The 25,065-nt window shown below is 71.2% G+C and carries 23 protein-coding genes; 13 read left to right on the top strand and 10 right to left on the bottom strand.

The window, feature by feature from the left end; translation table 11 throughout:
* Positions 1–20: 20 nt before the first annotated feature.
* Both MIAR_RS08640 and MIAR_RS08635 read left to right on the top strand, forming a co-directional pair.
* On the top strand, positions 21–824 hold the full coding sequence (locus tag MIAR_RS08640) for an alpha/beta fold hydrolase (protein ID WP_285634229.1): 804 nt from the start codon (positions 21–23) through the stop codon (positions 822–824).
* 18 nt (positions 825–842) lie between these two features.
* Positions 843–1,598: a class I SAM-dependent methyltransferase gene (locus MIAR_RS08635; protein WP_285634227.1), complete on the top strand. Its 756-nt coding sequence runs from the start codon at positions 843–845 to the stop codon at positions 1,596–1,598.
* A 6-nt stretch (positions 1,599–1,604) separates the two neighbouring features.
* On the opposite strand, the gene MIAR_RS08630 is transcribed toward MIAR_RS08635, so the two are convergent.
* Positions 1,605–2,432: an alpha/beta hydrolase gene (locus MIAR_RS08630; protein ID WP_285634224.1), complete on the bottom strand. Its 828-nt coding sequence runs from the start codon at positions 2,430–2,432 to the stop codon at positions 1,605–1,607.
* 10 nt (positions 2,433–2,442) lie between these two features.
* Positions 2,443–3,279, bottom strand: coding sequence for an SDR family oxidoreductase (locus MIAR_RS08625; RefSeq protein WP_285634222.1), 837 nt, complete (start codon positions 3,277–3,279; stop codon positions 2,443–2,445).
* Positions 3,280–3,453: 174 nt separating this feature from the next.
* Here MIAR_RS08625 and cydC point away from each other — a divergent pair, with 174 nt between their 5' ends.
* Positions 3,454–6,858 (top strand): thiol reductant ABC exporter subunit CydC, encoded by a 3,405-nt coding sequence (gene cydC, locus MIAR_RS08620; RefSeq protein ID WP_285634220.1) that lies wholly within the window; start codon positions 3,454–3,456, stop codon positions 6,856–6,858.
* Here cydC and MIAR_RS08615 read toward each other — a convergent pair.
* Both MIAR_RS08615 and MIAR_RS08610 read right to left on the bottom strand, forming a co-directional pair.
* A complete protein-coding gene (locus MIAR_RS08615; RefSeq protein ID WP_285634217.1) occupies positions 6,827–7,657 on the bottom strand; it encodes a M56 family metallopeptidase in 831 nt (276 codons plus the stop codon). The genes cydC and MIAR_RS08615 overlap by 32 nt on opposite strands.
* 10 nt (positions 7,658–7,667) lie before the next feature.
* A complete protein-coding gene (locus MIAR_RS08610) occupies positions 7,668–8,024 on the bottom strand; it encodes a BlaI/MecI/CopY family transcriptional regulator (RefSeq protein WP_285634214.1) in 357 nt (118 codons plus the stop codon).
* Between the two features lie 146 nt (positions 8,025–8,170).
* Between MIAR_RS08610 and MIAR_RS08605 the strand changes: the two genes are divergently transcribed.
* Together MIAR_RS08605 and cydB are read left to right on the top strand one after the other, a co-directional pair.
* Positions 8,171–9,751 carry a cytochrome ubiquinol oxidase subunit I gene (locus tag MIAR_RS08605; protein WP_285634211.1) on the top strand — a complete coding sequence of 527 codons (1,581 nt, stop codon included), beginning with the start codon at positions 8,171–8,173 and terminating at the stop codon, positions 9,749–9,751.
* 21 nt (positions 9,752–9,772) lie between these two features.
* Entirely contained in the window at positions 9,773–10,810 is a 1,038-nt protein-coding gene (cydB, locus tag MIAR_RS08600) for a cytochrome d ubiquinol oxidase subunit II (RefSeq protein WP_285634208.1), read from the top strand.
* A gap of 103 nt (positions 10,811–10,913) precedes the next feature.
* Here the strand turns inward: cydB and MIAR_RS08595 are convergent, their stop codons facing one another.
* Positions 10,914–11,387 (bottom strand): DUF1772 domain-containing protein, encoded by a 474-nt coding sequence (locus tag MIAR_RS08595; RefSeq protein WP_285634205.1) that lies wholly within the window; start codon positions 11,385–11,387, stop codon positions 10,914–10,916.
* Positions 11,388–11,447: 60 nt separating this feature from the next.
* On the opposite strand from MIAR_RS08595, the gene MIAR_RS08590 reads away from it, so the two are divergent.
* The 3 genes from MIAR_RS08590 (at position 11,448) to MIAR_RS08580 (ending at position 13,039) form a co-directional block, all read left to right on the top strand.
* Positions 11,448–12,014, top strand: a complete 567-nt coding sequence (locus tag MIAR_RS08590; protein ID WP_285634202.1) for a TetR/AcrR family transcriptional regulator — start codon at positions 11,448–11,450, stop codon at positions 12,012–12,014.
* A 185-nt stretch (positions 12,015–12,199) separates the two neighbouring features.
* Positions 12,200–12,358: a hypothetical protein gene (locus tag MIAR_RS08585; RefSeq protein WP_285634199.1), complete on the top strand. Its 159-nt coding sequence runs from the start codon at positions 12,200–12,202 to the stop codon at positions 12,356–12,358.
* A gap of 84 nt (positions 12,359–12,442) precedes the next feature.
* Positions 12,443–13,039 carry a gamma carbonic anhydrase family protein gene (locus MIAR_RS08580; protein ID WP_285634196.1) on the top strand — a complete coding sequence of 199 codons (597 nt, stop codon included), beginning with the start codon at positions 12,443–12,445 and terminating at the stop codon, positions 13,037–13,039.
* Between the two features lie 121 nt (positions 13,040–13,160).
* Here the strand turns inward: MIAR_RS08580 and gdhA are convergent, their stop codons facing one another.
* Positions 13,161–14,477 carry an NADP-specific glutamate dehydrogenase gene (gdhA, locus tag MIAR_RS08575; protein ID WP_285635716.1) on the bottom strand — a complete coding sequence of 439 codons (1,317 nt, stop codon included), beginning with the start codon at positions 14,475–14,477 and terminating at the stop codon, positions 13,161–13,163.
* A gap of 191 nt (positions 14,478–14,668) precedes the next feature.
* Positions 14,669–17,335 carry a phosphoenolpyruvate carboxylase gene (locus MIAR_RS08570; RefSeq protein WP_285634193.1) on the bottom strand — a complete coding sequence of 889 codons (2,667 nt, stop codon included), beginning with the start codon at positions 17,333–17,335 and terminating at the stop codon, positions 14,669–14,671.
* A 104-nt stretch (positions 17,336–17,439) separates the two neighbouring features.
* Here MIAR_RS08570 and MIAR_RS08565 point away from each other — a divergent pair, with 104 nt between their 5' ends.
* Positions 17,440–18,603 (top strand): Na+/H+ antiporter NhaA, encoded by a 1,164-nt coding sequence (locus tag MIAR_RS08565; protein WP_285634191.1) that lies wholly within the window; start codon positions 17,440–17,442, stop codon positions 18,601–18,603.
* A 10-nt stretch (positions 18,604–18,613) separates the two neighbouring features.
* Positions 18,614–19,282, top strand: a complete 669-nt coding sequence (locus tag MIAR_RS08560) for a nucleoside triphosphate pyrophosphohydrolase (RefSeq protein ID WP_285634187.1) — start codon at positions 18,614–18,616, stop codon at positions 19,280–19,282.
* A gap of 81 nt (positions 19,283–19,363) precedes the next feature.
* On the opposite strand, the gene MIAR_RS08555 is transcribed toward MIAR_RS08560, so the two are convergent.
* Positions 19,364–19,918, bottom strand: a complete 555-nt coding sequence (locus tag MIAR_RS08555; protein ID WP_285634184.1) for a GNAT family N-acetyltransferase — start codon at positions 19,916–19,918, stop codon at positions 19,364–19,366.
* 161 nt (positions 19,919–20,079) lie between these two features.
* Here MIAR_RS08555 and MIAR_RS08550 point away from each other — a divergent pair, with 161 nt between their 5' ends.
* Together MIAR_RS08550 and MIAR_RS08545 are read left to right on the top strand one after the other, a co-directional pair.
* On the top strand, positions 20,080–21,357 hold the full coding sequence (locus MIAR_RS08550) for a histidine--tRNA ligase (protein ID WP_285635713.1): 1,278 nt from the start codon (positions 20,080–20,082) through the stop codon (positions 21,355–21,357).
* 197 nt (positions 21,358–21,554) lie between these two features.
* The gene (locus MIAR_RS08545) at positions 21,555–22,340 is read left to right on the top strand and encodes an SGNH/GDSL hydrolase family protein (RefSeq protein ID WP_285634181.1); all 786 of its coding nucleotides are present in this window, start codon (positions 21,555–21,557) and stop codon (positions 22,338–22,340) included.
* Positions 22,341–22,367: 27 nt separating this feature from the next.
* On the opposite strand, the gene MIAR_RS08540 is transcribed toward MIAR_RS08545, so the two are convergent.
* A complete protein-coding gene (locus MIAR_RS08540; protein WP_285634178.1) occupies positions 22,368–22,901 on the bottom strand; it encodes a VOC family protein in 534 nt (177 codons plus the stop codon).
* Positions 22,902–22,982: 81 nt separating this feature from the next.
* On the opposite strand from MIAR_RS08540, the gene MIAR_RS08535 reads away from it, so the two are divergent.
* Positions 22,983–23,759 (top strand): helix-turn-helix domain-containing protein, encoded by a 777-nt coding sequence (locus tag MIAR_RS08535; protein WP_285634175.1) that lies wholly within the window; start codon positions 22,983–22,985, stop codon positions 23,757–23,759.
* A gap of 6 nt (positions 23,760–23,765) precedes the next feature.
* Here MIAR_RS08535 and MIAR_RS08530 read toward each other — a convergent pair whose 3' ends face one another.
* Positions 23,766–24,998: an APC family permease gene (locus tag MIAR_RS08530; protein WP_285634172.1), complete on the bottom strand. Its 1,233-nt coding sequence runs from the start codon at positions 24,996–24,998 to the stop codon at positions 23,766–23,768.
* Positions 24,999–25,065: the final 67 nt, after the last annotated feature.

Here is a 25,065-nt window from a genome sequence, read left to right as displayed (position 1 = left end):
GGATCTCCTAGGCTCGAGGCATGACGGGCATCCTCGAGCGCGGCACGGCGGTCATCCGTTACCGCGACGGGGGCGGCTCTGGACGGCCGGTCGTGTTCACACACGGCGCGGGTATGGACTCCGCCTCGTTCGCCGCGCAGGCGGAGGCCGTGCAGGATGCCGGATTCCGCAGCATCCGCTGGGATCTGCGTGCGCACGGCGCCTCGACGCTGGCGCCCGGCGTGCGTTTCACCGCGCAGGACGCGCTGGCCGATCTGGGCGCTCTCATCGACGAACTGAGGCTGGAAAGGCCGGTCCTGGTCGGGCACTCCCTCGGGGGCAATCTCTCTCAGGCGCACGTGCGTGCGCACCCCGGCCGCGCGAGCGGGCTGATCGCCGTCGGCACGACCTGGAACACAGGCCCGCTCGGCCGTGGCGAGCGGCTCGGGCTGCGCATGGCGGCGCCCCTGCTCCGCCTCATCCCCGGGGCGAAGCTGCCCGCGCTCATGGCGGATGCCTCGGCGGTGACGCCCGACGCGGTCGAGTCGATCCGCGCGACTTTCACCGGGATGCCGAAGGCCGTGTTCCTGGACGTGTGGCGCGCGACGGCGTCGTTCGTCGCACCCGATCCGGAGTACCGCTCGCCGGTGCCGCTGGGGCTGGTCGTCGGTGCGGAGGACCGCACGGGCAACATCCGGACAGCCATGCAGGCGTGGGCCGACGCCGAGGGCGTGCGATTGCATGCGGTCCCCGGCGCCGGCCACGTCGTCATGGCGGACGCCCCGGAGGAGACGTCGGCGGCGATCGTCGGCATCCTGCGGGAGTGGGACGCGGCAGCGCGCTGAGCGTGTCAGGATCGAAGGATGGACGGCACCTTCGAGGAACTCATCGCGGATGCGGAGGCCGCGGACGTCACGGGTTGGGGCTTCGGCTGGCTCGACGATCGGGCCACGGAGGAGCGTCCGCCCTGGGGCTACGCCCGCCTGCTGGCGGAGCGCTGGGCATCGGCACGGGCGGCGCTCGATCTCGACACCGGCGGCGGAGAGGTGCTGGGCGAGGCATCCGTCTTCCCTCCGGTCGCGGTCGCAACCGAGGCATGGCCGCCGAACGCCGCGCAGGCGACGGCACGCCTGCACCCCCGCGGCGTCGCCGTCGTGCGGACCACGTCGGGCGAGCCGCTCCCGTTCGCGGACGGTGCGTTCGACCTCGTCACCAGCCGGCACCCGGTCTCGCCGGATTGGCAGGAGATCGCGCGCGTGCTGGTCCCCGGCGGCGCCTACTTCGCGCAGCACGTGGGTCCCGCGAGCGGATTCGAACTGATCGAGTACTTCCTCGGCCCGCTCCCGAGCGAGCGCCAGGGCCGCGATCCGCAGGTCGAGGCGGATGCCGCGCGCGCAGCCGGCCTGGAGATCGTCGACCTGCGCACCGCCCGCCTGCGCATCGAGATCAGGGACATCGGCGCGGTGGTCTACCTGCTGCGCAAGCTGGTCTGGTGGGTGCCGGGATTCACGGTCGAGAAGTATCGCGATCGCCTTCGTGACCTGCACGAGCAGATTCAGCGGGACGGTGTGTTCGTGGACCACTCCTCCCGGCACCTGATCGAGGCCCGCCGGGTCTGACGGCGCTCAGCGCCACAGCCAGCGCAGCGCATCCGGAAGCAGCACGCCGCCGTGGTTCGGGCTGTGCCCGCCGTCGCCGACGACCAGTCGCACGTCGTGCCCGGTGCGGGTGAGAGCGGCGGCGGTCTCCAGCGACTCGGCGAACCAGTTCCACTCCGGGTCGTTCCAGCCGATGTCCCGGTGCGCGGCGTGCAGCAGGATGCGCAGATCGCGTCGCTCGCCTCCGCTCAGCAGCCGAGGGTAGGGATTGCCCTGCGGCATCTGCGCGAAGCTGGGGTTGAACGCGATGACGCGTCGGAAGACTTCCGGCCGCCGCCAGCCGGCCGTGAAGGCCGCGTCGCCGCCCGAGCTCCCGCCGCAGATGCCGTGGCCGCCCGGCTCGAGGGTGTGCAGCGCAGCGACCCGCGGCAGCACCTCGTCGATGAGGAATCCGGCATAGCGGTCGTCGGCGGCGTCGTACTCGACGTTGCGGTTCTTCGGTTCCTCGGATGCCGTGCGGATGCCCGGGTCGACGAAGACACCCACCACAGACGGGATCGCGCCCTGAGCGGCGAGGTTGTCCAGCACGACTCCGGCGCGCACATCGCCCTCGGGGTCGAGATACCACCAGCCATCGTTGAAGAGCATCACGGGTGCCGGCCGCAGCGGGTCGTGGCCTGCCGGCACATGAACCCAGACGGAGCGGGTCGTGCCCGGGTAGACGGTGCTGTCGTCGATCGTGAACCGGTCGATCCGGCCGGGTTCGACTCCGGGACGCGTATACGAGTCCGGACCGTAGGCGTAGCTGACCTCGCTCTGGTCGAGGGGGAGCGAGGCGTAGGGCTGCAGGGTCATGGCGTCCTCCTCATCGCAGGGCGAAGCCGCCGTCGCTGCTGAGCACCTGACCGACGACCCACGATCCCGCATCGGAGCACAGCCAGCCGATCAGACGGGCGGGGTCCTCCGGCCGGCCGAACCTTCCGAACGGGGTGCTCTCCAGGAAACCCGGAAGCCAGCTCAGGTCGCGGTCTGTGGTCTCCGGGTCGAGGTAGCCGGTGTTCACGGGCCCGGGGTTGAGCGTGTTCAGGACGATTCCGAGGTCGAGGAGCTCGGCGGCGACCGTGCGGGTCACGCCGGCCAGACCGGCCTTGCTGGTCGCGTAGGCGACCTCGTCGCGCATCGGACCGTCCCCCTGACCCGAGGTCATCCAGATCACGCGGCCGGTGGGCGCATCGAAGGGGGCGGATGCGCCGGCATCCCGCTTCCGGCGCGCGAACCCGGCCGTCAGCAGCAGGCTTGCCCGCGCGTTCGTCCGCCAGTGCGCGTCGAGCCGGTCGGCGGTCATCTCCAGGATGCTGCCGTCCGATCCGCTCAGGGCCTGGTTGCACACCAGGATGTCGACGGCGCCGGTCAGCGCCGTCGCCGCGTCGAGCAGGTTCTCGATCTCCTGCGCGTCCCGCAGATCGGCGTGCTGGTCGGCCATGACGGCGCCGGGTGCGAGCGCATCGCGGATGCCGCCCCGCACGTCATCGAGGTCGTCGCCGCCCCATGGCTGCGCGGTGTCGTGCGGACGGAAATGGTGGATGAAGACGTGGGCGCCGAGCGCGGCGAGTTCGCGGGCGACGGCGAAGCCGATGCCCTTGCGGCGGGAGACGCCGGTGACGAGTGCGGTCTGTCCGGAAAGGGGCAGCGGGCGGTGCATCGTGGGTCCTTCGGTCGGGGATGCCGCGGCACGCCGGACGGCGGCCTGACGGCGGGGACGGAGGCGACTCACCTGCACTGCATGCCGCCACCGTAGCATCCTGCGCACCGAGCGCGTCGTCCGGAGCGGAACGATCCGGCACGACCAGTCTTCTACAGGCGGTAGAATTCAGGAGTGAGCGTCGATCCGATCCCGAACGATCCCTGGGCGGCCGAGGCCGAACGGGCGCAGCGAGCGCCCGGATTCCGCCGACCCGATCTCGGGCCGGTGCCGAAGCCCTCGATCTACCTGCTGGGAGTGCTGGCCGCCTCGCGTGCCGTCGGACTCGTGCTCATCGCCGAGGCCGTCGCGCGCGGAATCGGGGCTCTCGCGGGGGCCGGCATCACCCCGGACACCACCCGGATCATCCTTCTGCTCGGACTCCTCGGCATCCTGCTCCGCGCCGGAGGCGAGTGGGCGACCTCGGTCGTCGCGCGTCGCATCGCCACCACCGTCAAGCGCGACCTGCGGAGCCGTCTGTGGCGACGCATCGCCCTCGGCGGGACGGACCAGGGTGGCGGTGACTCCGGCGGCGGCACCGCCGTACTGGCCGCCGACGGGCTCGACGACCTCGACGACTACTACGTGCAGACCCTCCCCGCGCTGATCGCGGCGGCCGTGGTGCCGCTGATCGTCGGCGTGAGGATCCTCGGTGCGGACTGGCTCAGCGCGCTGATCATCGTGCTCACCATCCCGCTGGTTCCGCTGTTCATGATCCTGATCGGCAAGCACACCCAGCAACGGACGGATGCCGCGCTCACCGCCCTCACCCGGCTCGCCGACCACCTCACCGAACTCGCCCGCGGGCTTCCCGTGCTGGTCGGACTCGGTCGCGTCGACGAGCAGACGCGCGCGCTCGACGACATCCAGCGGCGCTATCGCGCCCGCACCGAGGAGACCCTGCGCTGGGCGTTCCTGTCATCGCTCGCGCTGGAGCTCATCGCCACGATCTCGGTCGCCCTCGTCGCGGTCGTCCTGGGCCTGCGGCTGCTCGACCGCAGCATGACGCTGGAGCCGGCGCTGATCGCCCTGATCCTCGCGCCGGAGTGCTTCCAGGCCATGCGCGATGTGGGGGCGGCTTTCCATGCCTCTCAAGACGGCTTGTCCGCGCTCGACCGCGCCCGAACTCTGCTGGCGAAGCCGCGTCCGCGCGGGGCCAGGACGGAAGCGGCCCCGGGTGTGCACGTCGAGAAGCTCACGGTCCGGTATGCCGGACGGGAGGTCCCCACGCTGAGCGATTTCACGACCCATCTGCATGGGGTCACCGCGATCACCGGTCCGAGCGGTGCGGGCAAGTCGACGCTGCTCGCCGCGCTCGCCGGAGTCCTGCCGGCGGATGCCGAGGTCACGGGAGCGATCCGAGGTGCGGATGCCGTCGCCTGGGCGCCGCAGGCGCCGAGGGCGTTCGCCGACACGCCACGGGCGGAGGTCGCGCTGTACGGCGGGAGCGTCGACGCCCTCGAGGAGGTCGGCCTGGGCGCGCTCGCCGATGCGGCCGTCGCCGAGTTGAGCCCGGGGGAGCTGCGGCGTCTCGCCGTGGCCCGCGCGCTGGCGAGAGCGGATGCCGGCGCCCGGCTGCTGGTGCTCGATGAGCCGACCGCCCACCTGGACCCTTCTGCCGCACAGCTCGTGCGGGATGCCATCCGCCGGCGCGCAGCGGCGTGCATGATCGTCTTCGCCAGTCATGAGCCGGAGACCCTCGCCCTCGCCGACTGGCACATCCCGGTCGGAGAGGCATCCGCACCCTCCGTTCTGAAGGAGGATTCCGCTTCTGAAGGAGAATCCGCGTCCGAGCATCCTTCAGAAGTGCAGGCGTCCTTCAGAAGCGAGCCGCTCGAAAGCGCGCCGCGTGCGCCCGAGCCCGCGCGCCGCCTCACCCTGCTCTCGCTGCTGCGCCCGCACGCCCCGCTGTGGGCGGCGTCCGTCGCGCTCGGGGCGCTCGCCGCAGGTCTCGCCGCCGCGCTCACCGCCGTGTCGGGATGGCTCATCGTCCGCGCGGGCATTGAGGAGTACATCATGTACCTGCTCGTCGCGATCGTGGGCGTGCGGGCCTTCGGCATCGGCCGCTCGGTGGCGCGCTATGCGGAGCGGCTCGTCACGCACCGGGCGGCATTCCAGGTCGTCGACGCGCTGCGCCTGCGCCTGTGGCGCGCCATCGCCGCGCGCGGCGCAGGGTCTCGCCGGCTGCTGGAGGGCGGTGCGCCGCTGGACTATCTCGTGACGCTGGCCGACGACCTGCGCGACCAGCTTCCGCGCATCATCCCGCCGATCGGCGCGGGCATCCTCGTCATCGCGGGCACCGTCGCGACGACCGCCGCCGTCATGCCCCGCCTCACCCTGCTCGTCAGCGTCACGCTGATCGCGTCCGTCCTCGTCGGGACGCTTCTCGCCGTCCGCAGCGCGCGCGGCGCCGGAGCTGAGCGCATCGCCGCGCGCTCGGCGATCGTCCGCGGAACATCGGCGCTGGCATCCGCCTCCGCGGATCTGCGGGGGAACGGCGTCAGCGATCGCGCCCTGCGCGAGCTCGACGCGCATGCCGAACTGCTCGCGACCGCCGAGCGCCGGGCCGCCTGGTCGGCCGGGCTCGGCACCGCCGTCGTCACCGCGGCTACGACGCTGCTGGCCGTGCTCGTCCCCGTGCTGTCGGCGGGCGCACCCGCGGCGTCCGCATCGATCGTGGCTCTGCTCGCGCTCGCGGTGCTGGAGCCCCTGGCGGCCCTCGTCGCGTCGGCGCAGCGGATGCCGGCGCTGCGCGCCCTGCTCGCGCGGCTCGACCCGATCCTGCAGCCGGCACCCGCGCCGGCCTGGCGGACCGGGCATCCGGATGCCGTGCGCCAGGTCGCGCTCGAGCGCGTCACGGTGCGCTACCCGGGCACCGCCCGCCCGGCGGTGGCCGGGGTGACGGGGATGGCGGAGCGCGGCCGCTGGCTCGTCCTGGACGGGCCGTCGGGGTCGGGCAAGTCCACCCTGCTGTCCGCGATCATGGGGGTGCTGCCCGTCGAGACGGGTGAGATCCGCGCGGACGACCGTCCGCTCACCGCGCTCGAGGAGCGCGCCTGGCGGGACCTCGTCGCCTGGTGCCCGCAGGACGCGTACGTCTTCGACTCGACGCTTCGGGGCAACCTGCTGCTCGCCCGCTCGCGCGATGATGCGCCGGACGACCGGGACATGCGCGACGCGCTCGAGCGTGCCGGGCTCGGTGCCCTGATGGGCTCCCTCGCCGACGGGCTCGACACCCGGGTCGGCGCAGGGGGATCGGCCCTGTCCGGAGGCGAGCGCCAGCGACTGGCCGTGGCGCGGGCGCTGCTCACCCGGGCCGACGTCATCCTGCTCGACGAGCCCACGGCGCACCTGGACGAGCCCACCGCAGCGGCGATGATGGCGGACGTCCGCGCGGCGACCGCTGACCGCATCGTCGTGCTGGTCTCGCATCGTCCCGGGGATCGAAGGGAGGACGACGTGGTCCTGCGGCTCGGCGACACGTCGCCTGCGCCGGCGGCGGACCGGGTCAGCCTGCGAGCCGCCGGAATCGGTCGCTGACCCTCATCGATCCCGACACCGGCTGATCCGCACCGGGTACCCCGCTGGCGCCCACCTGCAGGATCGCGCGCGCCAGCACCTCGTCGTGCACCTCACGGCGAGCATGGTCGTCGGCGAGCATCTCCACGAGGGCGGCGACCTCGACTTCGGCGCGCGCCGCGATCGGGAACCAGGGCAGCGCCGAGCGCCAGGCCCGGAACGCCAGCAGCAGCAGGTCGTGGCGCTGCTCCACATGGGCGCGTTCGTGCGCGATGACCGCGACGAGCTCGTCCGCATCGAGACGATCCAGAAGACCCTGCGACAGCACCGTCACCGAGCGCGCGCCGCGCGGCAGGCAGTACGCGACGGGCACGGCGTCGTCCAGCACCCGGGTGCGCGCACGGGTGGGGTGCGGGGAGGTGAGCATCTCGAGCAGCGCCAGGTGGCGGTGGCGCAGCCGCGTCACCTGCACCACCGTGATCGCGAGGTGGGTCAGCAGGTACACGGTGAACAGCACGGCGGGGATCGGCGCGAGCCACGGATGCTGCGGAAGGGCCGCGTAGCCGGCCAGGGCGAGCGCGCCGATCATCGACAGTCCTCCGGCCAGGCCGATCACCTGCCAGAGCAGCAGGGCCATCACCGGTGCGCGCATGGGCCACGTGGCCCGGGAGAGGACGACCGGCACCGGCCACGCCAGTGCGACGGCGACCACGCCGAAGGCGACAGCGGCGACGATGACGACCGCATGCGGGATCACCAGCGCCCCGGCCATGCCGGGATCCGCCAGCGCGTGGTCGACCGAGGTCAGCAGGCCGGGCATGGCCGTGTGCTCAGCCCGCGCCGCCGAGCAGACGGCGCAGCACGGCGGCATCCTCCGCCGACACACCGCCCACGAAGCGCTCGAGCACGGCGGTGCGGTCGCCCGCATCGCCCAGCACGGAGTGCATCAGCTCGGCCACGTGATCGGCTCGCGACGCGACCGCGGTGTAGCGGTGCGGGCGCGAGGAGCGGTCCGAGGCGACGAAGCCCTTCTTCTCGAGTCTCGACAGCACGGTCAGCAGCGTGGTCGCGGCCAGGGTCCGGCCGTCGGCCTCCAGGGTGTGCTGCACGTCGTAGGCGCTCAGGGAGCCGTCCGCATCCCAGAGCGCGTCCATGACGGCGCGTTCCAGTTCTCCGAGCGTGCTCATCGGCGCCTCCCGTGCTTGTGGTGGTTTCTTCCGGCGCATCCATTCTACCTCTCGTCGAAATTGTTCTATTGTGTGTCGAAGTAGTTCTACAAAGCGTAGAATTAAAGAGGATCGGACGCACGGAACGATCCGAGGAGGAGACCCGCATGGACGTGCTCGACATCGCCCGCTGGCAGTTCGGCATCACGACCGTCTACCACTTCCTGATGGTGCCGCTGACGCTGGGCCTGGGCATGATGGTCGCGATCATGCAGTCCCGCTGGGTGCGCACGGGAGACGAGAAGTTCCTGCGCATGACGAAGTTCTGGGGCAAGGTCTATCTGATCAACTTCATCGTCGGCGTGGCGACCGGTCTGGTGCAGGAGTTCCAGTTCGGCATGGCCTGGAGCGAGTACTCCCGATTCGTCGGTGACGTCTTCGGGGCCCCGCTCGCGATGGAGGGCCTGCTCGCCTTCTTCGTCGAGTCGACCTTCCTGGGAATCTGGATCTTCGGCTGGGGCCGCCTGCGCAAGGGCCTGCACCTCGCGGCGCTCTGGTGCGCGGTGATCGGATCGTGGATCTCGGCGTTCTTCATCATCGTCGCGAACTCCTGGATGCAGCATCCCGTCGGCGTGGAGATGGGGGCCGACGGACGGCCTGTCATGACCGACGTCTGGGCCGTGCTCACCAACAACACCGCCCTCGCCGCCTACACGCACACGATCCTCGGTGCGCTGGTCGTCGCCGGCATGTTCCTGCTCGGCATCTCGTGGTACCACCTGTGGCGCCGTCGCCACGACGGCATCGACACGGTCGACGAGGCGGGTCGTGTGGTCGTGGGGGAGACGGATGCCGCGCCCGGGCGCGACCGCACCGACCACGGCGTCTGGATCTGGTCGCTGCGGCTGGGCGCCGTCATCGCCGTCCTCGGCTTCCTCGGGACGGTCGTCTCCGGCGATGTCCAGGGCAAGCTCATGTACGAGCAGCAGCCGATGAAGATGGCTGCTGCGGAAGCCGCCTGCCACACCGGCTCGGACTTCTCGGTGCTCTCGCTCGGCGACCCTGGATCGAAGGACTGCGGCGACGTCATCACCCTGATCGCGGTCCCCGGGGCACTCGGCTTCCTGGGCACGGGGGAGTGGGGCGCCGACATGCCCGGCATCCGCGACCTCGAGACGCACTACGTCGACCAGTACGGCAAGACGATCCCGGACGAGGCGATCTACGGCGACCTGGCCGGCAGCGACGTGCAGTACGTGCCGGTCATGTGGGTCACCTACTGGGGCTTCCGCCTCATGATCGGCCTGGGCGGCGTCGTGGCGCTCGGCGGCCTGGTCGCCCTGTGGCTGACCCGCAAGGGCACTGTGCCGCGCTCGCCGTGGATCATGCGCCTGGCGCTGCTGGGCATCGTCGCCCCGTTCGCGGCGAACATCGCCGGCTGGATCTTCACCGAGCTGGGACGGCAGCCGTTCGTCGTGGCGCCCAACCCCACCGGAGTCGACGGGGTGTACATGTTCACGGCCGCGGCTGTCTCGCCGGGAGTCACAGCAGGGGAGCTGCTGTTCTCGGTGATCACGCTCAGCGCGGTCTACGGGATCATGCTCGTGATCGAGCTGGTGCTGATGGTCACCTACATCCGCGGTGGGGTCGCGGCGTCCATGCCCGAACTCACCGCACGGGCATCCGACTCCGACGACGACCACCCGTCCGGTGACCACCGCGACGACGTGCTCGCGTTCGCGTACTGAGCGCTGAGAGGAACAACGAAAATGGAACCGCTTCCCGTCGTCTGGTTCATCGCGATCGCCGTGCTCTGGACCGGCTACCTGCTGCTCGAGGGCTTCGACCTCGGTGTCGGCATGCACATGATCTTCTCCACCCGGTCCGAGCGCGATCGTCGCGTCATGCTCAACACCATCGGGCCGGTGTGGGACGGAAACGAGGTGTGGCTGATCACCGCCGGCGCCGCGATGTTCGCGGCCTTCCCCGCCTGGTACGCGGCACTGTTCTCGACCCTCTACGTCCCTCTGACGATCACGCTGATCGGGCTGATCATCCGGGCCGTGGGCATCGAGTACCGCGGCAAGCTGCACACCGAGCGCTGGCGCACGCTGTGGACCTGGATGATCGGTCTCGGCTCGCTGATCGTCGCGTTCTGCGTGGGTGCGGCCCTGGCGCTGACCTCGACCGGCCTGCCGCTGGATGCCAACGGCGACCGCGTCGGCGGACCGTTCGTCTGGCTGACCCTGCCGGCGGTGCTGGGTGGTCTCGCCGTCGTCGGGTTCGCGCTGCTGCACTCCGCCACCTTCCTCGGGCTCAAGGCCGACGGGCCGGTGCGCGAGCGCGCCGGACGCTTCGCCGGACGATGGGCGCCGCTGTGCCTGGTCCCTGCGGCGGCGTGGGCGATCCTCGTGCAGGTCGAGCGCGGCGGGAGCCCGCTGTCGTGGACGTTCCTCGCCCTGGCCGTCGTCGCCGCGGTGGCCGGATGGATCGCCGCACGCGTCCGCCGTGAGGGGTTCGCATTCCTGGGATTCGCCGGTTTCGGGCTCTTCGGCGTCGCCGCGATCTTCGCCGGGATGTTCCCGCTCGTGCTGCCCTCGACTGTGGACGCCGCCTTCGACCTCACCGTCTGGAACGCAGCCAACGGCCCGTACACGTTGGGCGTCATGACCGTGGTCGCCGCCGTGTCGCTGCCCGTGATCCTGCTGTACCAGGCCTGGAGCTATTGGATCTTCCGCAAGCGGGTGACCCCGGGCATGATCCCCGAGGTGCACATCGTGCTGCCGGCCGTGCTCCGCGCGCGCTGACAGCGCCGTCGCCCCGCTCCGGCCGGACCTGGTGGCAGGACCGGCCGGCGGCGTGCTCCGGGGCCGTCGTCATCGGACCGGCTGAGTCCGCGAGGGCCCGTTCTCACAGCAGGGCGAGCGTGGCCAGCAGCAGGAGCAGGGTCACCGCGATGAGCGACACCCGCAGCGGGAGGATCGAATCCCAGCGGGCCTGCAGAGTTCGGGCGTCGGCGGGCACCTCGTCGGCGAGAGCCGCCGCGGTCAGCGTGGTGTTGATCGGCTTCGCGATGCGGGCGTAGACGAGCAGCCAGGTGACGAGCAGTACCAGCCCTGCCGCGGAGAGGATGCCCAGGAGTGTCGTACCCCAGATGAACGCGGCGACGGCCGTGACCGCGGTGAGGATCGTCGCGGGGATGCCGACACCCGGCATCCTGCGATCTGCGTAGTAGTGGCCGCGACCGACCACCTGCACCAGGGCGCGGTCGTCGAGGTCGGCGTAGACGGAGCGCTGGACGAGCAGGCCGACGACGTCCGCGCCGAAGATGACGGCGAGGCCGAGGACGGCGAAAGCCGCGGTGATGGCGATGATGACGGTCATGGTTCCTCCGGTTCGATTCGTGTTAGCAGTGCTAACTGTTAGCGGTGCTAATCTAACCTCATGCCCCGAGCTGCGCAAGACATCGAGCGGATCCGCGAGCGGGAACGCCGGATCGTCGCTGCTGCCCGCGAGATCGCCGAGCAGGACGGCTGGACCGCCGTCACCGTGCGGCGCCTCGCCGACGCCATCGGCTTCAGCCAGCCGATCCTGTACCGGCACTTCCCGCGCGGGCGGGAGGAGATCATCGACCAGGTCGTCATCGACGGCTACACCGAGCTCCTCGCGGCGATCGGCGCCGGCGGTGAGGGCCTGGCGCCTCTCGTCACCGCCTACCTCGCCTTCGCACGCGAGAATCCCGCGGTCTACGAGGCGATGACCTCGGCGCGCACGGGCATCGTGTTCGCCTCCGCCGAGACGCCCGAGATCCTGCGGGAGGGGTTCGCGATGTTCGAGCGGGCCGTTGGCGGGGGCACGCCGCGGCACCGCGCGGTACGCGCCGAGTTGCTGTGGAGCACGCTGCACGGCGCCAGCCGGCTCGACACGGACGGTCGCTTCGACGCCGCGCTCGACGACATCCGCGCCGATGAGATCATCGCGCTCTTCGGCGCCCCGCGAGCGGAGTCCTGAGCGCCGGAGCCTCAGCGGCCTGCACCGCCGACCTCCGGGTCCGCGGTCTCCCGGAGCCGACCAGCAGGACCGTCGCTGCAGGCATCCGGAATGCCACGTCGAGGGCCGCGAACCCTCCGTAGCGGACGCGGATGCCTCGGTCAACGCCCTGTGCTTCGTGCCCCGCCCGACGCATGCTGGCGGGCATGTGGACTCTGCTGATCGTGCTGCTGGTGCTGTGGCTGGGACTCTCGGTCCTGGGATTCGTGGTGAAGGGGTTGCTCTGGCTCGCCGTGCTGGGCATCGTGCTGTTCCTGGTCACCCTGGTGTTCGGCCTCTTCCGCAAGGGGCGCACCGACGCCTGACCGGACCGACGACTCGGCGGCGCGGCGAAGGACCCGCCGCCGGTCCGTGCTGACCGCGTGCGCGGGCCGGACTAGTCTGGCCGCATGATGTACGAGCACCTCGGGGCTCGGCCCCGCATCCACGACACCGCCGTCGTGGCGCCGACCGCTGTGATCTCCGGCGACGTCGAGATCGGTCCGAACTGCCAGGTGCTGCACGGCGCCGTGATCACTGCCGAGGGAGGACCGATCACGCTGGGCGAGCACGTCATCGTGATGGAGAACGCGCTCATCCGCGCGACCGCCGCCAACGCCGTGCACATCGGCGATCACACGCTGGTGGGAACCCTCGCGAGCATCGCCGGCGCCACGGTCGGCGAGGAGGTGTTCTTCGCCTCCGGTGCCCGCGTGTTCAACGGTGCACTGGTCGGCTCGCAGTGCGAGATCCGCGTGAACGCGATCGTGCAGCGGCGCGCGGTGCTGCCGGAGGGCACGGTGGTGCCGATCGGCTGGATCGCGGCCGGGCATCCGGTGCGGATGTTCTCGCCCGACCAGGCCGACGAGATCGCGGAGGCGATGCCGGATCTGGACTTCCCCGGTCACGTCTTCGGCGTCGACCGCGACACCCCCGATCTGATGGTGCAGCTCACGGAGCGCTACGCCAGCTCACTGGCCCGGCACGCCGACGACCGTCAGGTGTGATGCTCGCGGAGCATTCCACTGAGCCACCACCGAAACGCCGAGCCACCACGCAGGATCACGTGATCTGCGTGGTGGCTCGGCGCTTGCGTGGTGGCTCGGCGGTCTCGCCGGCCGAGTCGGGTCAGATGACGCCCTGGGCCAGCATCGCGTCGGCGACGCGCTCGAAGCCGGCGATGTTGGCGCCCGCGACGTAGTCGCCGGGAGTGCCGTAGCGCTCGGCGGCGCGGAAGGACGCGTCGTGGATGTCGGTCATGATGTCGCGCAGCTTCTGCTCGCTGTGATCGAAGTTCCAGCGCTGGCGCGAGGCGTTCTGGCTCATCTCGAGCGCCGAGGTGCCGACGCCGCCGGCGTTCGCGGCCTTGCCGGGCGCGAACAGCACGTCCGAGTCCTGGAAGGCGCCGACGGCCTCGGGGGTCGAGGGCATGTTGGCGCCCTCGGCGACGGCGCGCACGCCGTTGGCGATCAGCATCCGGGCGGAGTCGAGGTTCAGCTCGTTCTGCGTGGCCGAGGGCACGGCGATGTCGACCGGCACCTCCCACACGTTCCCGCCCTCGACGAACCGGGCGCCGGGCCGGCGGTTCGCGTACTCGACGATGCGGCCGCGCTCGACCTCCTTGATCTGACGCAGCAGCCCCAGATCGATGCCGGCGTCGTCGACGATGTAGCCGGAGGAGTCGGATGCCGTGATCGCGCGTGCGCCGAGCTGCTGGGCCTTCTCGATCGCGTAGATCGCGACGTTGCCCGAGCCGGAGACGGCGACGCGCTTGCCCTCGAGGGTCTGGCCGTGGACGGCCAGCATCGACTGCACGAAGAAGACCGCGCCGTAGCCGGTGGCCTCGGTGCGTACCTGCGCGCCGCCCCACCCGATGCCCTTGCCGGTCAGGATGCCGGACTCGTGGCGGTTGGTGATCTTGCGGTACATGCCGAACATGTAGCCGATCTCGCGGCCGCCGACGCCGATGTCGCCCGCGGGGACGTCGGTGTGCTCGCCGATGTGACGGTAGAGCTCGTTCATGAACGACTGGCAGAACCGCATGACCTCGGCCTCGCTCTTGCCGTGCGGGTCGAAGTTCGATCCGCCCTTGCCGCCGCCGATGCCCTGGCCGGTGAGCGCGTTCTTGAAGATCTGCTCGAAGCCGAGGAACTTGATGATCGAGATGTTCACCGAGGGGTGGAAGCGCAGACCGCCCTTGTACGGGCCGAGAGCCGAGTTGTACTGCACGCGGTATCCGCGGTTGACCCGCAGCCGGCCGCTGTCGTCGATCCACGGCACGCGGAAGATGATCTGGCGCTCGGGCTCGACCAGGCGCTCCAGGATGCCGTTCTCGATGTACTTCGGGTGCCGCTCGAGCACCGGGCCGATGGAGTGCAGCACCTCGTGCACTGCCTGGTGGAACTCCGGCTCGTTCGGGTTGAGCGAGCGCACGGTGTCGAAGATCGGCTGTGCGGCAGCGCTGAGCGGATGGAAGTCGGCAGTGGTTTCGGTCACGCGGGGAAGCTTTCTCGGAGAGGGATGGGGGATGCGAGCGATCGTGTCGCATGGATGCTTCGCCGGATCAGGCTGATTTTCACCCTACAACGATCGCCGGAGGGCTCTGGCGGACGTGTCAGCCGCCCCCGCCGCGGGTCTCACCCGGTGTTCTGCAGGCCTGCCGCGACCCCGCTGACCGAGAGCAGCAGCAGGCGCTGCAGGTCGGCATCCGGCACGGGTTCGACGGTCGAGGGCGTCCGCAGGGCGCGCAGCGCCCGCAGCTGAAGCAGGGAGAGCGCGTCCACGTACGGCGTGCGCAGCTGCACGGCGCGCTGCAGGATCGGCTTGTTCTGCAGCAGCGCGTCGCCGCCCGTGAGCCGGATGACCCATTCGCGGGTCAGTCGCAGCTCGTCGAGCACGATGGCGGCGAGGTCGTCGCGGTCACCCAGCGCCAGGTACTGCCGTGCGATGCGCTCATCGGTCTTCGCCAGGCTCATCGCCACGTTGTCGACCATGGTGTGCAGCAGCGGCCACTCGCGGTACGCCTCGCGCAGCGCGGCCTCGTCGCCGACGGCCTCCAGCGCGGTGCCGAGCCCGAACCAGCCGGCCAGGTTGATGCGCGCCTGCGTCCATGCGAACACCCACGGGATGGCCCGCAGATCCTCCAGCGACTCGACGGAGAGTCCGCGCCGCGCAGGACGGGAGCCCAGGGCGAGCAGGCCGATCTCCTCCATGGGAGTGACGGTCGCGAACCAGGGGGCGAAGCCCTCGGCCGCCACCAGCGAGAAGAACCGCTCGCGGGACGCCGTGTCCATCGTGGCGGCGATCGGTGCGAAGCGCTCGGCCGCGCCGCTGGTGCGCTGCTCGACCGTCGGCGAGGACGCCAGCAGGGTCGCGGCGGCCACCTGATCGATGTGCCGCATCGCGATGGCGGGCTCGCCGTAGCGGGCGAAGATCACCTCGCCCTGCTCGGTGAGCTTGAAACGGCCGTCAACGGAGTGCGGCGGCTGGGCGAGGATCGCCGAGTTCGCAGGACCGCCGCCGCGACCGAGCGCGCCGCCGCGGCCGTGGAAGAGGGTGAGCCGGATGCCGGCATCCACCGCCCACTGCGCGATGTCGCGCTGCGCCTCGTAGAGCGCGAGGTTCGCGGCCACCGGACCGACGTCCTTCGACGAGTCCGAATAGCCGAGCATGACCTCGAGGCGGTTTCCGGTGGCATCCAGCCGGGCGCGGAACTCCGGGAACTCCACGACCTCGGCGAGGATACCGGGGGCGGCCTGCAGGTCGGCGAACGTCTCGAACAGCGGGACGACGTCGAGCACGGGTGCGTCCTCGCCCAGCGCGTAGGCGGCGAGGCGGTGCACGGCGGCGAGATCGGCCGCCGACCGGGTGAACGAGACCACGTAGCGCCCGGCGGCCCGGAGTCCGTAGCGCTTCTGGATGTCCGCCACCGCGCGGAAGACCTCGAGCACCTCCTGGGTGCGCTCGCTGAGCTCGCCGCCCGCATCCAGCTCCGCGAGCGCCTCGGCGTGCACCTGTGAGTGCTGTCGCACCTCGAGCTCGGTCAGGTGGAAGCCGTAGGTCTCCACCTGCCAGATCAGATGCTGCACGCCGCCGAACGCATGCCGGGTGGCGCCGGCGGTGGCCAGCGAGGACTGCACGGTCCTCAGATCGGCCAGCAGCTCCTCGGGTGCGGAGTAGGCGTCGTCGCCGCCGACCCGGGTGGCGTGCACGCGATGCGCGAGCGAGAGCACGACGCGACGGTGCGGCTCGTCGGGGGAGCGCTTCGCGATCGCGGCCGCCAGCTCGGGCTGCGCCCGCTCGAACGCCGTCCACAGCGCCTCGATCGCGGTGCTCGGCGGGGTCCCCTCGGCATCCAGCGTGAGGGTGCGCCCGATCCGCTCGATGGAGCGCTCGATGCCGCGCAGCACGTGGTCCGCAGCGATCTCGGCGGCCTCCCGCGTGACGGCAGCCGTGACGAACGGGTTGCCGTCGCGGTCGCCGCCCACCCAGGAGCCCACGCGGACGAAGGCTGGGACGAGGGGGGCGCCGTTGCCCGAGTCCTCGCCACGGAGTGCGTCGTCGATCCGCCGGTAGACGTGCGGGACGGTGGTGAACAGGGTCTCGTCAAACACGCTCATCACCGTGCGCACCTCATCGGTGGGCGACGGCTTCTGAGCGCGCAGCGGGGCGGTGCGCCAGAGCGTGTCGATCTCCTCCATCATCCGCCGGTGCGCGCGTGCCTGCTCGGCACCGCCGACGCTCGCCGCGTCGTTCTGCGTGAGCAGCTCGGACAGGCGGCGGATGCTGCTGGACACGGCTCGCCGGCGCGCCTCGGTGGGGTGCGCGGTGAAGACCGGGTGGAACCGCAGCTCGGAGAGGCGCTCGCGAGCCTCGTCCTCGCCGACCTCACGGCTCAGCTGAGCGAAAGCCGTGGCGACCGTGTCGGCTGCGTCCTCGCGGCCCGGCTGGCCGGCGCGCTCGCGCAGGATCCGCACGCGCTGATGCTCCTCGGCGAGGTTGACTAGATGGAAGTAGCAGGTGAAGGCGCGCGCGACCTCGTCGGCGCGCTCGATCGTGAACGAGTCGGCGATGGACGCGGCGCGCGCGAACGCCTCGTCATCGGCATCCGCCGCCTGGATGGTCGCCAGACGCAGCCGCTCGACGTCCTCGAACAGGCCGGGGCTGCCCGACTCGCGCAGCACCTGACCGAGCAGCCCGCCCAGCATGCGAACATCCGAGCGCATGCTGTCCGGAATGCCGTTGGACGCCTCGAAACGGGTGATGACGCGGATGGCTTCGGTGTTCGTCGGCTCGAGGGTCATGTTCCCGAGCGTAACCCGGGCGTGCACGGCGTCCGTTCTTCGTGACAGGCGATCGGAAGCCCGTCTCCGCAGGCCGCGGAACCCGACGACCTACGATGGAGGGGATGCGCATCTCGGTAAACCCCCTTCGTGGTCAGCAGTTCCCCTCCGCCCTCCTTCTGGCCGCTGCGGCGCTCGGGCTGCTGCTGGCCAACCTGTCCACCCACGACGGGATCGCCGCAGTGCTGGAGGCGCACATCGCGATCCCCGGCACCGCGCTCGACCTGTCCGTCGAGGAATGGGTGGCCGACGGCCTCCTGGCGATCTTCTTCCTGGTCGTCGCGATCGAGTTGAGGCACGAGCTCACCCACGGCGAACTGAACTCGGTGCGCAAGGCCGTGCAGCCCGCGATCGCCGCCGCCGGCGGCGTGATCGTGCCGATCCTCGTCTACCTGCTAATCGCCGGCGGCGGCGAGACGCATGTCGGCTGGCCGATTCCCACCGCGACCGACATCGCCTTCGCGCTCGGCGTGCTGGCCATGTTCGGCAAGGGACTGCCGGCGGCCGTGCGCGTGTTCCTGCTCGCCCTGGCGATCCTCGACGACATCATCGGCATCATCTTCATCGCCGTGCTGTTCGCGCACGACGTGAACTGGCTGATGTTCGCGCTCTCGGTGGTCGCCGTCGCCGTGTTCTGGGCGCTCAGCCACTGGCTGCACGCCACGGGGCACTCCGGCATCGCCGTGGCCATGGGCGTGGTCGGCGTGATCGCCTGGGGCCTCATGGCGGTCTCCGGCATCCACGCGACGATCGCCGGCGTGCTGCTCGGACTCGTGATGGCCCCCGTGCCCGCGGAGCGCGTGAGGCATGCGCTGGAGCCGACGGTGAACGGGCTGATCCTGCCGGTGTTCGCGTTCGTGGCGGCCTTCGTCGTGATCCCGCAGGTGTCGCCGGCGCAGCTGTCGCCCGCGTTCTGGGGCATCCTCATCGCCCTGCCGGTCGGCAAGGTGGTCGGCATCACGCTGTTCGGCTGGCTGAGTCTGCAGCTGCGCCCGCGCGGAACGGCACCGGCCCTGGTGCTGCCGGACCTGATCGCCGCCGGTGTGCTCGGCGGCATCGGATTCACGGTGTCCCTGCTGCTCGCCAACCTCGCGTTCGCCGGTGGCGGCGACATCCGGGACGAGGCGATCCTGGGTGTGCTGGCCGGTTCGCTGATCGCGCTGGTGCTGTCGGGCGCGATCGTCTCGATGCGCGCGCGTCACTACCGGATGCTGGCGAAGACCGCCTGAGGAGGACGCCATGACCGACCCCGATCCGCTGCGCGACGTGTCGGACCCGCTGCGCGCCGCGGCCGAGACCATGCGGCAGGTGCGGGAGCGCTGCGTGTGGTCGCAGCGGATCACGCACCGGGACCTCGTGCCGTACCTGATCGAGGAGTCGCACGAGGTGATCGACGCGGTCGAGACCGGCGATCGCGCGGAGTTGCGCGAGGAGCTCGGCGACCTGCTCTGGCAGGTGCTGTTCCACTCCGCCGTCGCCGCGCAGGATCCCGACGAGCCGTTCGACATCGACGACGTGGCCCGCGGCCTCACCGAGAAGATGGTGCGCCGGCATCCGCACGTCTTCGGCGACGCGGTGGCCACCACGCCCGAAGAGGTGCTCGTGCACTGGAACGCGGCCAAGGCTGCCGAGAAGCGCGAGCGGCGCAGCGTGCTGGACGGGGTGCCCGCCGGCATGCCGGCTCTGGCACGCGCGCAGAAGGTGCTCGGGCGGGCAGCGAAGGTCGTCGGCTCCGCCCCGGGCCCTGAGTCCGTCGAAGGGCCCGCCCTCGCATCCGAATCCGCCCTCGGCGATGCCCTTCTCGCTCTGGTGGCCCAGGCCCGCGAGAACGGCTGGGACGCGGAGCGCGCCCTGCGCGAGCGTCTCCGCGGGCTCGAGGACGAGGTCCGCGCGGCAGAGGCAGGCTGAACCTCTCCGCAGGACGCGCGCCGAGCTCCGCGAAGAGGATGCAAGAAGGAAGACGTCGTCGGCGAGCCTCCGAAACCGGCCTTATCCTCCTTCCATCGTCCGTTTCGGTCCCGTCGGCACCCAGTAACGCCGCTTCCCGCCGCGAGAGTCTTCGTAGACGCCGCCGTTGCGCTCGATCGTCCGCGCCGAGGCGATGTTGTCCACGTCGCAGGTGATCAGCACGCGCTCCAATCCGATCGCGGAGGCTTCGACGAGCGCATCGGCCAGGGCCCGTGCGGCAAGACCCTCGCCACGACGTGACGGACGGATCGAGTAGCCGATGTGCCCGCCGGTCTCGAGGAGCGCGGCGTTCAGGCTGCGTCGGAGGGCGAGGAACCCGACCCACGCGCCGCCGTCGTCGAGAATCCAGAACCACGAGCTCTTGACCCGCCCCGGGTGGGGTGGGACGGACTCATCCGCCTCCTCGGCGAGCATCGCGAGCCAGGTCGCATAGCCGTCCGTGGTGAGAACGGGGACCCGCGGCTCTCGGTTGCCGTGGAATCCGGACCCCACGAGCTCGGTGGACTCCGGGCCGCCGTAGTCCTCGACCAACTGGATCCATTCGGCGAAGCGGTCGGCGGAGGGATGGGCGAGCATCGGCGTCGCGCTCATTCCATGGCCGGCGCCGCGACGATCGGGCGCGCATCGTTCTCGGGCATCCTTCCACTATGTCAAAACGTGCGTGAGCACCCGTCGCACAGGACACCGTTCGCACCTGGAAAGATGGACGGGTGGCAAACGTGAACCCGCCGCGCGGAATGCGCGACTTCCTCCCCGCTGACAAGGCCCGACGCGAGCGCGTGCTCGCCGTCATCCGCGAGCGCTACCGCGCGCACGGATTCGACGAGATCGAGACCCCCGTTGTCGAGGAGTACGACCGGCTGCATGCCGGCATCGGCGGCGACAACGAGAAGCTGTCGTACAACATCCTGCGCCGCGGACTCGACGCGGACGCGATCCGCGAGGCCGCCGACGACCCGGCTGCGCTCAGCGACCTGGGCCTGCGCTACGACCTGACCGTGCCTCTCGCGCGGTTCTACGCCACCAACCGGGGTCAGCTGCCCGCTGTCTTCCGCTCGATCCAGATCGGCCCCGTGTGGCGTGCCGAGCGGCCGCAGAAGGGCCGCTACCGCCAGTTCGTGCAGTGCGACATCGACATCATGGGCGACGAGAGCGCCCGCGCCGAGGCCGAGCTGATCGTGGCATCCCTCGACACCATCGATGCACTCGGACTCGAGGGCGGCATGGTGCGGGTCAACGACCGGCGCGCGCTGGAATGGATGCTGGACTCCTTCGGCTTCACCGAGGATGAGCGTGCGGGGGTGCTGATCACGATCGACAAGCTCGACAAGATCGGGCCCGACGGCGTGGCCGCCGAACTGCGCGAGCGCGGTGCGACGGCATCCGCGGTCGACGCCTTCGCCGCGTTCCTCGTGCGCCCGCAGACCATGGAGTACCACCCCTACGGGGAGCGGCAGATCCGCAAGGCGCTGCCCGAGGGTGCACCCGACGAGCTGGTCGCGCACCTGGTCGGACTCGGCGAGGCGGTCGTCGCCGCCCGTCCGGACGCCGGTGAGCCGCCGCTCGTCTACGACCCGTTCCTGGTGCGTGGCATGGGCTACTACACCGGCACGATCTTCGAGCTCGCGCACCCCTCGGTGGGCTACTCGCTGGGCGGCGGCGGGCGCTATGACGGCATGATCGGGCGCTTCCTCGGCCAGCAGGTCCCCGCCGTCGGTTTCTCGATCGGCTTCGAGCGGATCGTCGACCTGGTCGCCGAGCAGGAGGCGGACGCCGCGCAGGCGATCGTGCTCGTGCACGACGCCGACGTGCCGGTTTCCGAACTGCTCGCGCACAAGGCGGCGGTCCTTCGGTCGCTGAGCCTGTCGAAGAGCGGCGGGCGCGTGCGCCTGGAGCGCCGCCCGAAGAACCTCAAGGGTCTGCTGGAGCGCTCCGCCGCCGACGGGTACACCGGCTTCGTGTCGGTGCGCGCCGGTGACGAGCCGGGCTCGGCGGAGGTCAAGCCGCTGGCCTGAGCGGCATCCGAGCGTCCTGGCGTTGCACTCTGGGGGCCGACACGCCACATTTCGGACGAATCCGCGGGAAACGTCCGAGATCTGGCGTGTCGGCCCCCGATCTGTGCCGACGACGGGCGATGGGTGCCCGGCGTCCACCGAACACCCGTCCTCCGGTGTTCATGCGGCGTTCACGCCCGGACGCTGGGATCGGATGCATGAACCCCGCCCGCCCAGCGCTCCTGACCGTCGCCGTGCTCGCCGCGGCCGCCATCGGCGTCCGCTTCGGCCTCGCACGGCAGGCGGCGATCGCCCGTCGTCGCATCGGCAAGCCGCTGGGGGAGGACGCGCTCGCGGTGGATCGCGTGTGGCGGAGGCGCCTGCCCGGTGACCCGATCGATCTGCTGATCGTCGGCGACTCACTCGCCGCGGGGCTCGGAGCGAGCCGGCGGAAGGAGACGCTCGGCGGGCGGCTCGCGAAAGGGCTCGCGAAGCGGACCGGCCGACCAGTCCGACTGCGGTCGCTCGCCGTGGTCGGATCGGAGTCGCCGGACCTCGCCGCCCAGGTCGACCGGCTGACGCCCGAGGACAGGGTGGATGTCGCCGTGATCGTCGTCGGCGGCAACGACGTGACGCACCGCATCCCCGTGGCCGAATCGGTCGGACATCTCGTCGCGGCGATCCAGCGACTGCAGCAGCGCGGTGCGCGGGTCGTCGTCGGCACCTGCCCGGACCTCGGTGCACTGCGGCCCGTGCCGCAACCGCTGCGCACACTGGCATCCCGGCTCTCCCGCCGGCTGGCGGAGGTACAGGCCGAGGGGGCGGCACGCGCCGGTGCGGCATCCGTCTCCCTGCGCCGCACCGTCGGCCCGCTGTTCCTCGACGAGCCCGAGCAGATGTTCAGCCTGGACCGCTTCCACCCGAGTGCGCTCGGCTATCGCCGCACGGCCGAGGCGCTGCTCCCCGCCGTCGTCGCCGCGCTGCCGGCGCCCGTGACCGGCTGACTCCGACCCGGGCGCCGCGGATGCCGGTCAGCCGGCGTTGTCCTCCGGAGCGGACGAGAACGATGCCGCCCACTCGGCGACGCGGCGGGCGCTCTCCTCCTCGGAGAGGTCCTCGACGCGGCTCATCACCGACCAGCGCACCCCGAAGGGATCGCGGATGCTGGCGAACCGGTCGCCCGACACGAAGTCCGACGGCGCCTCGCGCACCACGGCCCCGGCTTCGACGGCGCGGGCGACCACGGCATCGACGTCGGGCACGTAGATGCCCATCGAGTAGCAGTCGTCCTCGCCCTGCGGCGGCGCGACGAGGTGATAGTCGGGCGACGGCTCGCCGAGCTGCAGGCCGCCGAGGCCGAAGTCCAGGTCGGCGTGGGCCACGACACCGCCGAACTCGGTGACGTCGATCACCCGTGCGCCGAACACGTCACGGTAGAATGCGATGGCCGCAGCCGCGTCCGGGATCGCGAGGAACGGTGTCAGCGAGGTGGAGCGGTTCGGGCGTCCGTCGGTGGTGTGGATGCCGGTGAGGCCGCTGTTCGTCTGGTTCTGCGTGGTTTCCATGATCCGACGGTACGAGCGACGCCTCACCCGGGGCTTGAAGATTCGCGACAGATGTCCGAGACCGCGCCTATCGTCGTTGGAATGATCGATGCGCGACGCGGAGTCCTGTATCCCGACCGGATGCCGCGTTTCCACCGGCTGCCGCCGACGCCGGACGCGCAGCACCTGGTCGCGTGGTTCTGGATCCCCGAATGGGAGCTCGACCCGGGGGAGACGTCGCGGCAGGAGATCGTCGCTTATCCCGCCCTGAACCTGGTGGTGGAGCCCTCCGGCGTGCAACTCGTGGGGGCGACGACCACGGCGACCCATCGTGACCTGACCGGCCGAGGGTGGGCCGTCGGTGCGCTGCTCCGTCCCACCGCTGTCGCGGCCCTGACCGAGAAGCCGGCCGAGCTGCGGGACTCGTGGACGATCCTGGCCGCTCCTGACCTGCTCGAACCCATCGCAGCGGTCATGGACGGCGATGAGGGTGACCGGCTGCCCCACGCGGTCGCGATCATGTCGGGGTGGCTCGCCGAGCGCGCCGGAGCGCCGACGGATGCCGGTCTGCAGGCCAATGCGATGTCCGAGCTGATCATGACCGACCCCGGCATCCGCAGCGCCGAGCAGGCCGCCACGCGACTCGCGGTCTCGCTGCGGACGCTGCAGCGCATGACGCACCGCCACGTCGGGCTTCCGCCCCTCGCCATGATCCGGCGTCGACGGCTGCAGGAGGCGGCGCAGCGGCTGCGGGACGACCCCGGGCTCGACCTCGCCGCTCTCGCGGCCGAGTTGGGCTACGCCGATCACGCTCACCTCACCGGCGACTTCCGCACCGTGCTCGGCATGGCGCCGAGCGGCTACCGGCAGGGGTTCTGACCCCGGTCAGGACCGCGACGCGAACCGCAGTCGCAGCAGACGGTACGCCACGCCGGCGAGGACGACCTCTGCGCCGACGATGACCCCGAGCACGGGAAGCGTGACCACGAGCGCCAGGCATCCGAGCATCCCGATGACCTGCAGCGCTCTCGGATAGCGCCGCACGTCGGCGGACTGCCGCCAGGCCGAGGCGTTCGCCAGCAGGTAGTACAGCAGGACGCCGAAGGACGAGAAGCCGATCGCGCCGCGCAGGTCGGCGATCAGCACCACGGCGATCACGATCAGTCCGATCGTGATCTCGGCCCGGCGGGGCACCTGCCAGCGCGGGTCGATGACGGAGAGCCAGCGGGGCAGATCCGCCTCGCGGGCCATGGCCAGCGTGGTGCGTCCGATGCCCGTGAGCAGCGCCAGAAGCGCGCCGAGGGATGCGGCGGCTGCGGCGATCCGCACGACCGGGCCCGCCCAGGTCCAGCCGGCTGCGGCGGCGACGTCGGCGACCGGATGCGCGCTGCCCACGGCATCCGCTCCGAGCGTCAGCGTGACCGACAGGGCGATCACGACGTAGACGACGACGGCGCCGGCGAGGGCGAGCACGATCGCCCTCGGGATGTTGCGTGCGGGGTCGACGACCTCCTCGCCCATGGTCGCGATGCGCGCGTACCCGGCGAACGCGAAGAAGAGCAGGCCCGCCCCCTGCAGCACCCCGTAGGCGGTGGCGTCCGGCAGGGGAGCGGGCGTGGCGTTCGCGGAGTTCGAGAACCCGGCCGCGACGACGACGGCCAGGCCCAGCAGCGAGACGACCACCAGGATGCGGGTGAGCATCGCGGTGCGCGTCACGCCGAAGCAGTTCACGGCGGCCAGCGCGGCGACGGCGATGACCGCGACGGGCGTGCGCAATCCGTCCGGTGCGGCGTAGGCGGCGAAGGTCATGGCCATCGCGGCGCAACTGGCGGTCTTGCCGATGACGAAGCACCAGCCGGCCACGAAGCCCGTCCAGGGGCCGATCTCGGCCCGGGCGTACGCGTAGGTGCCGCCGGACACCGGATGCACGGCCGCGAGCTGCGCGGAGGAGGTGGCGTTGCAGAACGCGACGACGGCGGCGATCGCGAGGGCGACGAGGATGCCGGATCCGGCCGCGCCGAGCGCGGGGGCCCAGACGGCGAACACGCCCGCGCCGATCATCGAGCCGAGTCCGATCGCGACGGCATCTGCGAGGGACAGGCGGCGTGCGAGGGGCATCCGCCCATCCTGGCACCGCGCGGTGAACGGCGGGTGACCTGCTCTCGCCCCGACCGCGTGATGAGCT

The organism is Microbacterium arabinogalactanolyticum, from assembly GCF_030268005.1.
Lineage (GTDB): Bacteria > Actinomycetota > Actinomycetes > Actinomycetales > Microbacteriaceae > Microbacterium > Microbacterium arabinogalactanolyticum.
The sequence above is the reverse complement of the archived record's forward strand: the minus strand, read 5'-3'. Positions and strand labels throughout refer to the sequence as shown.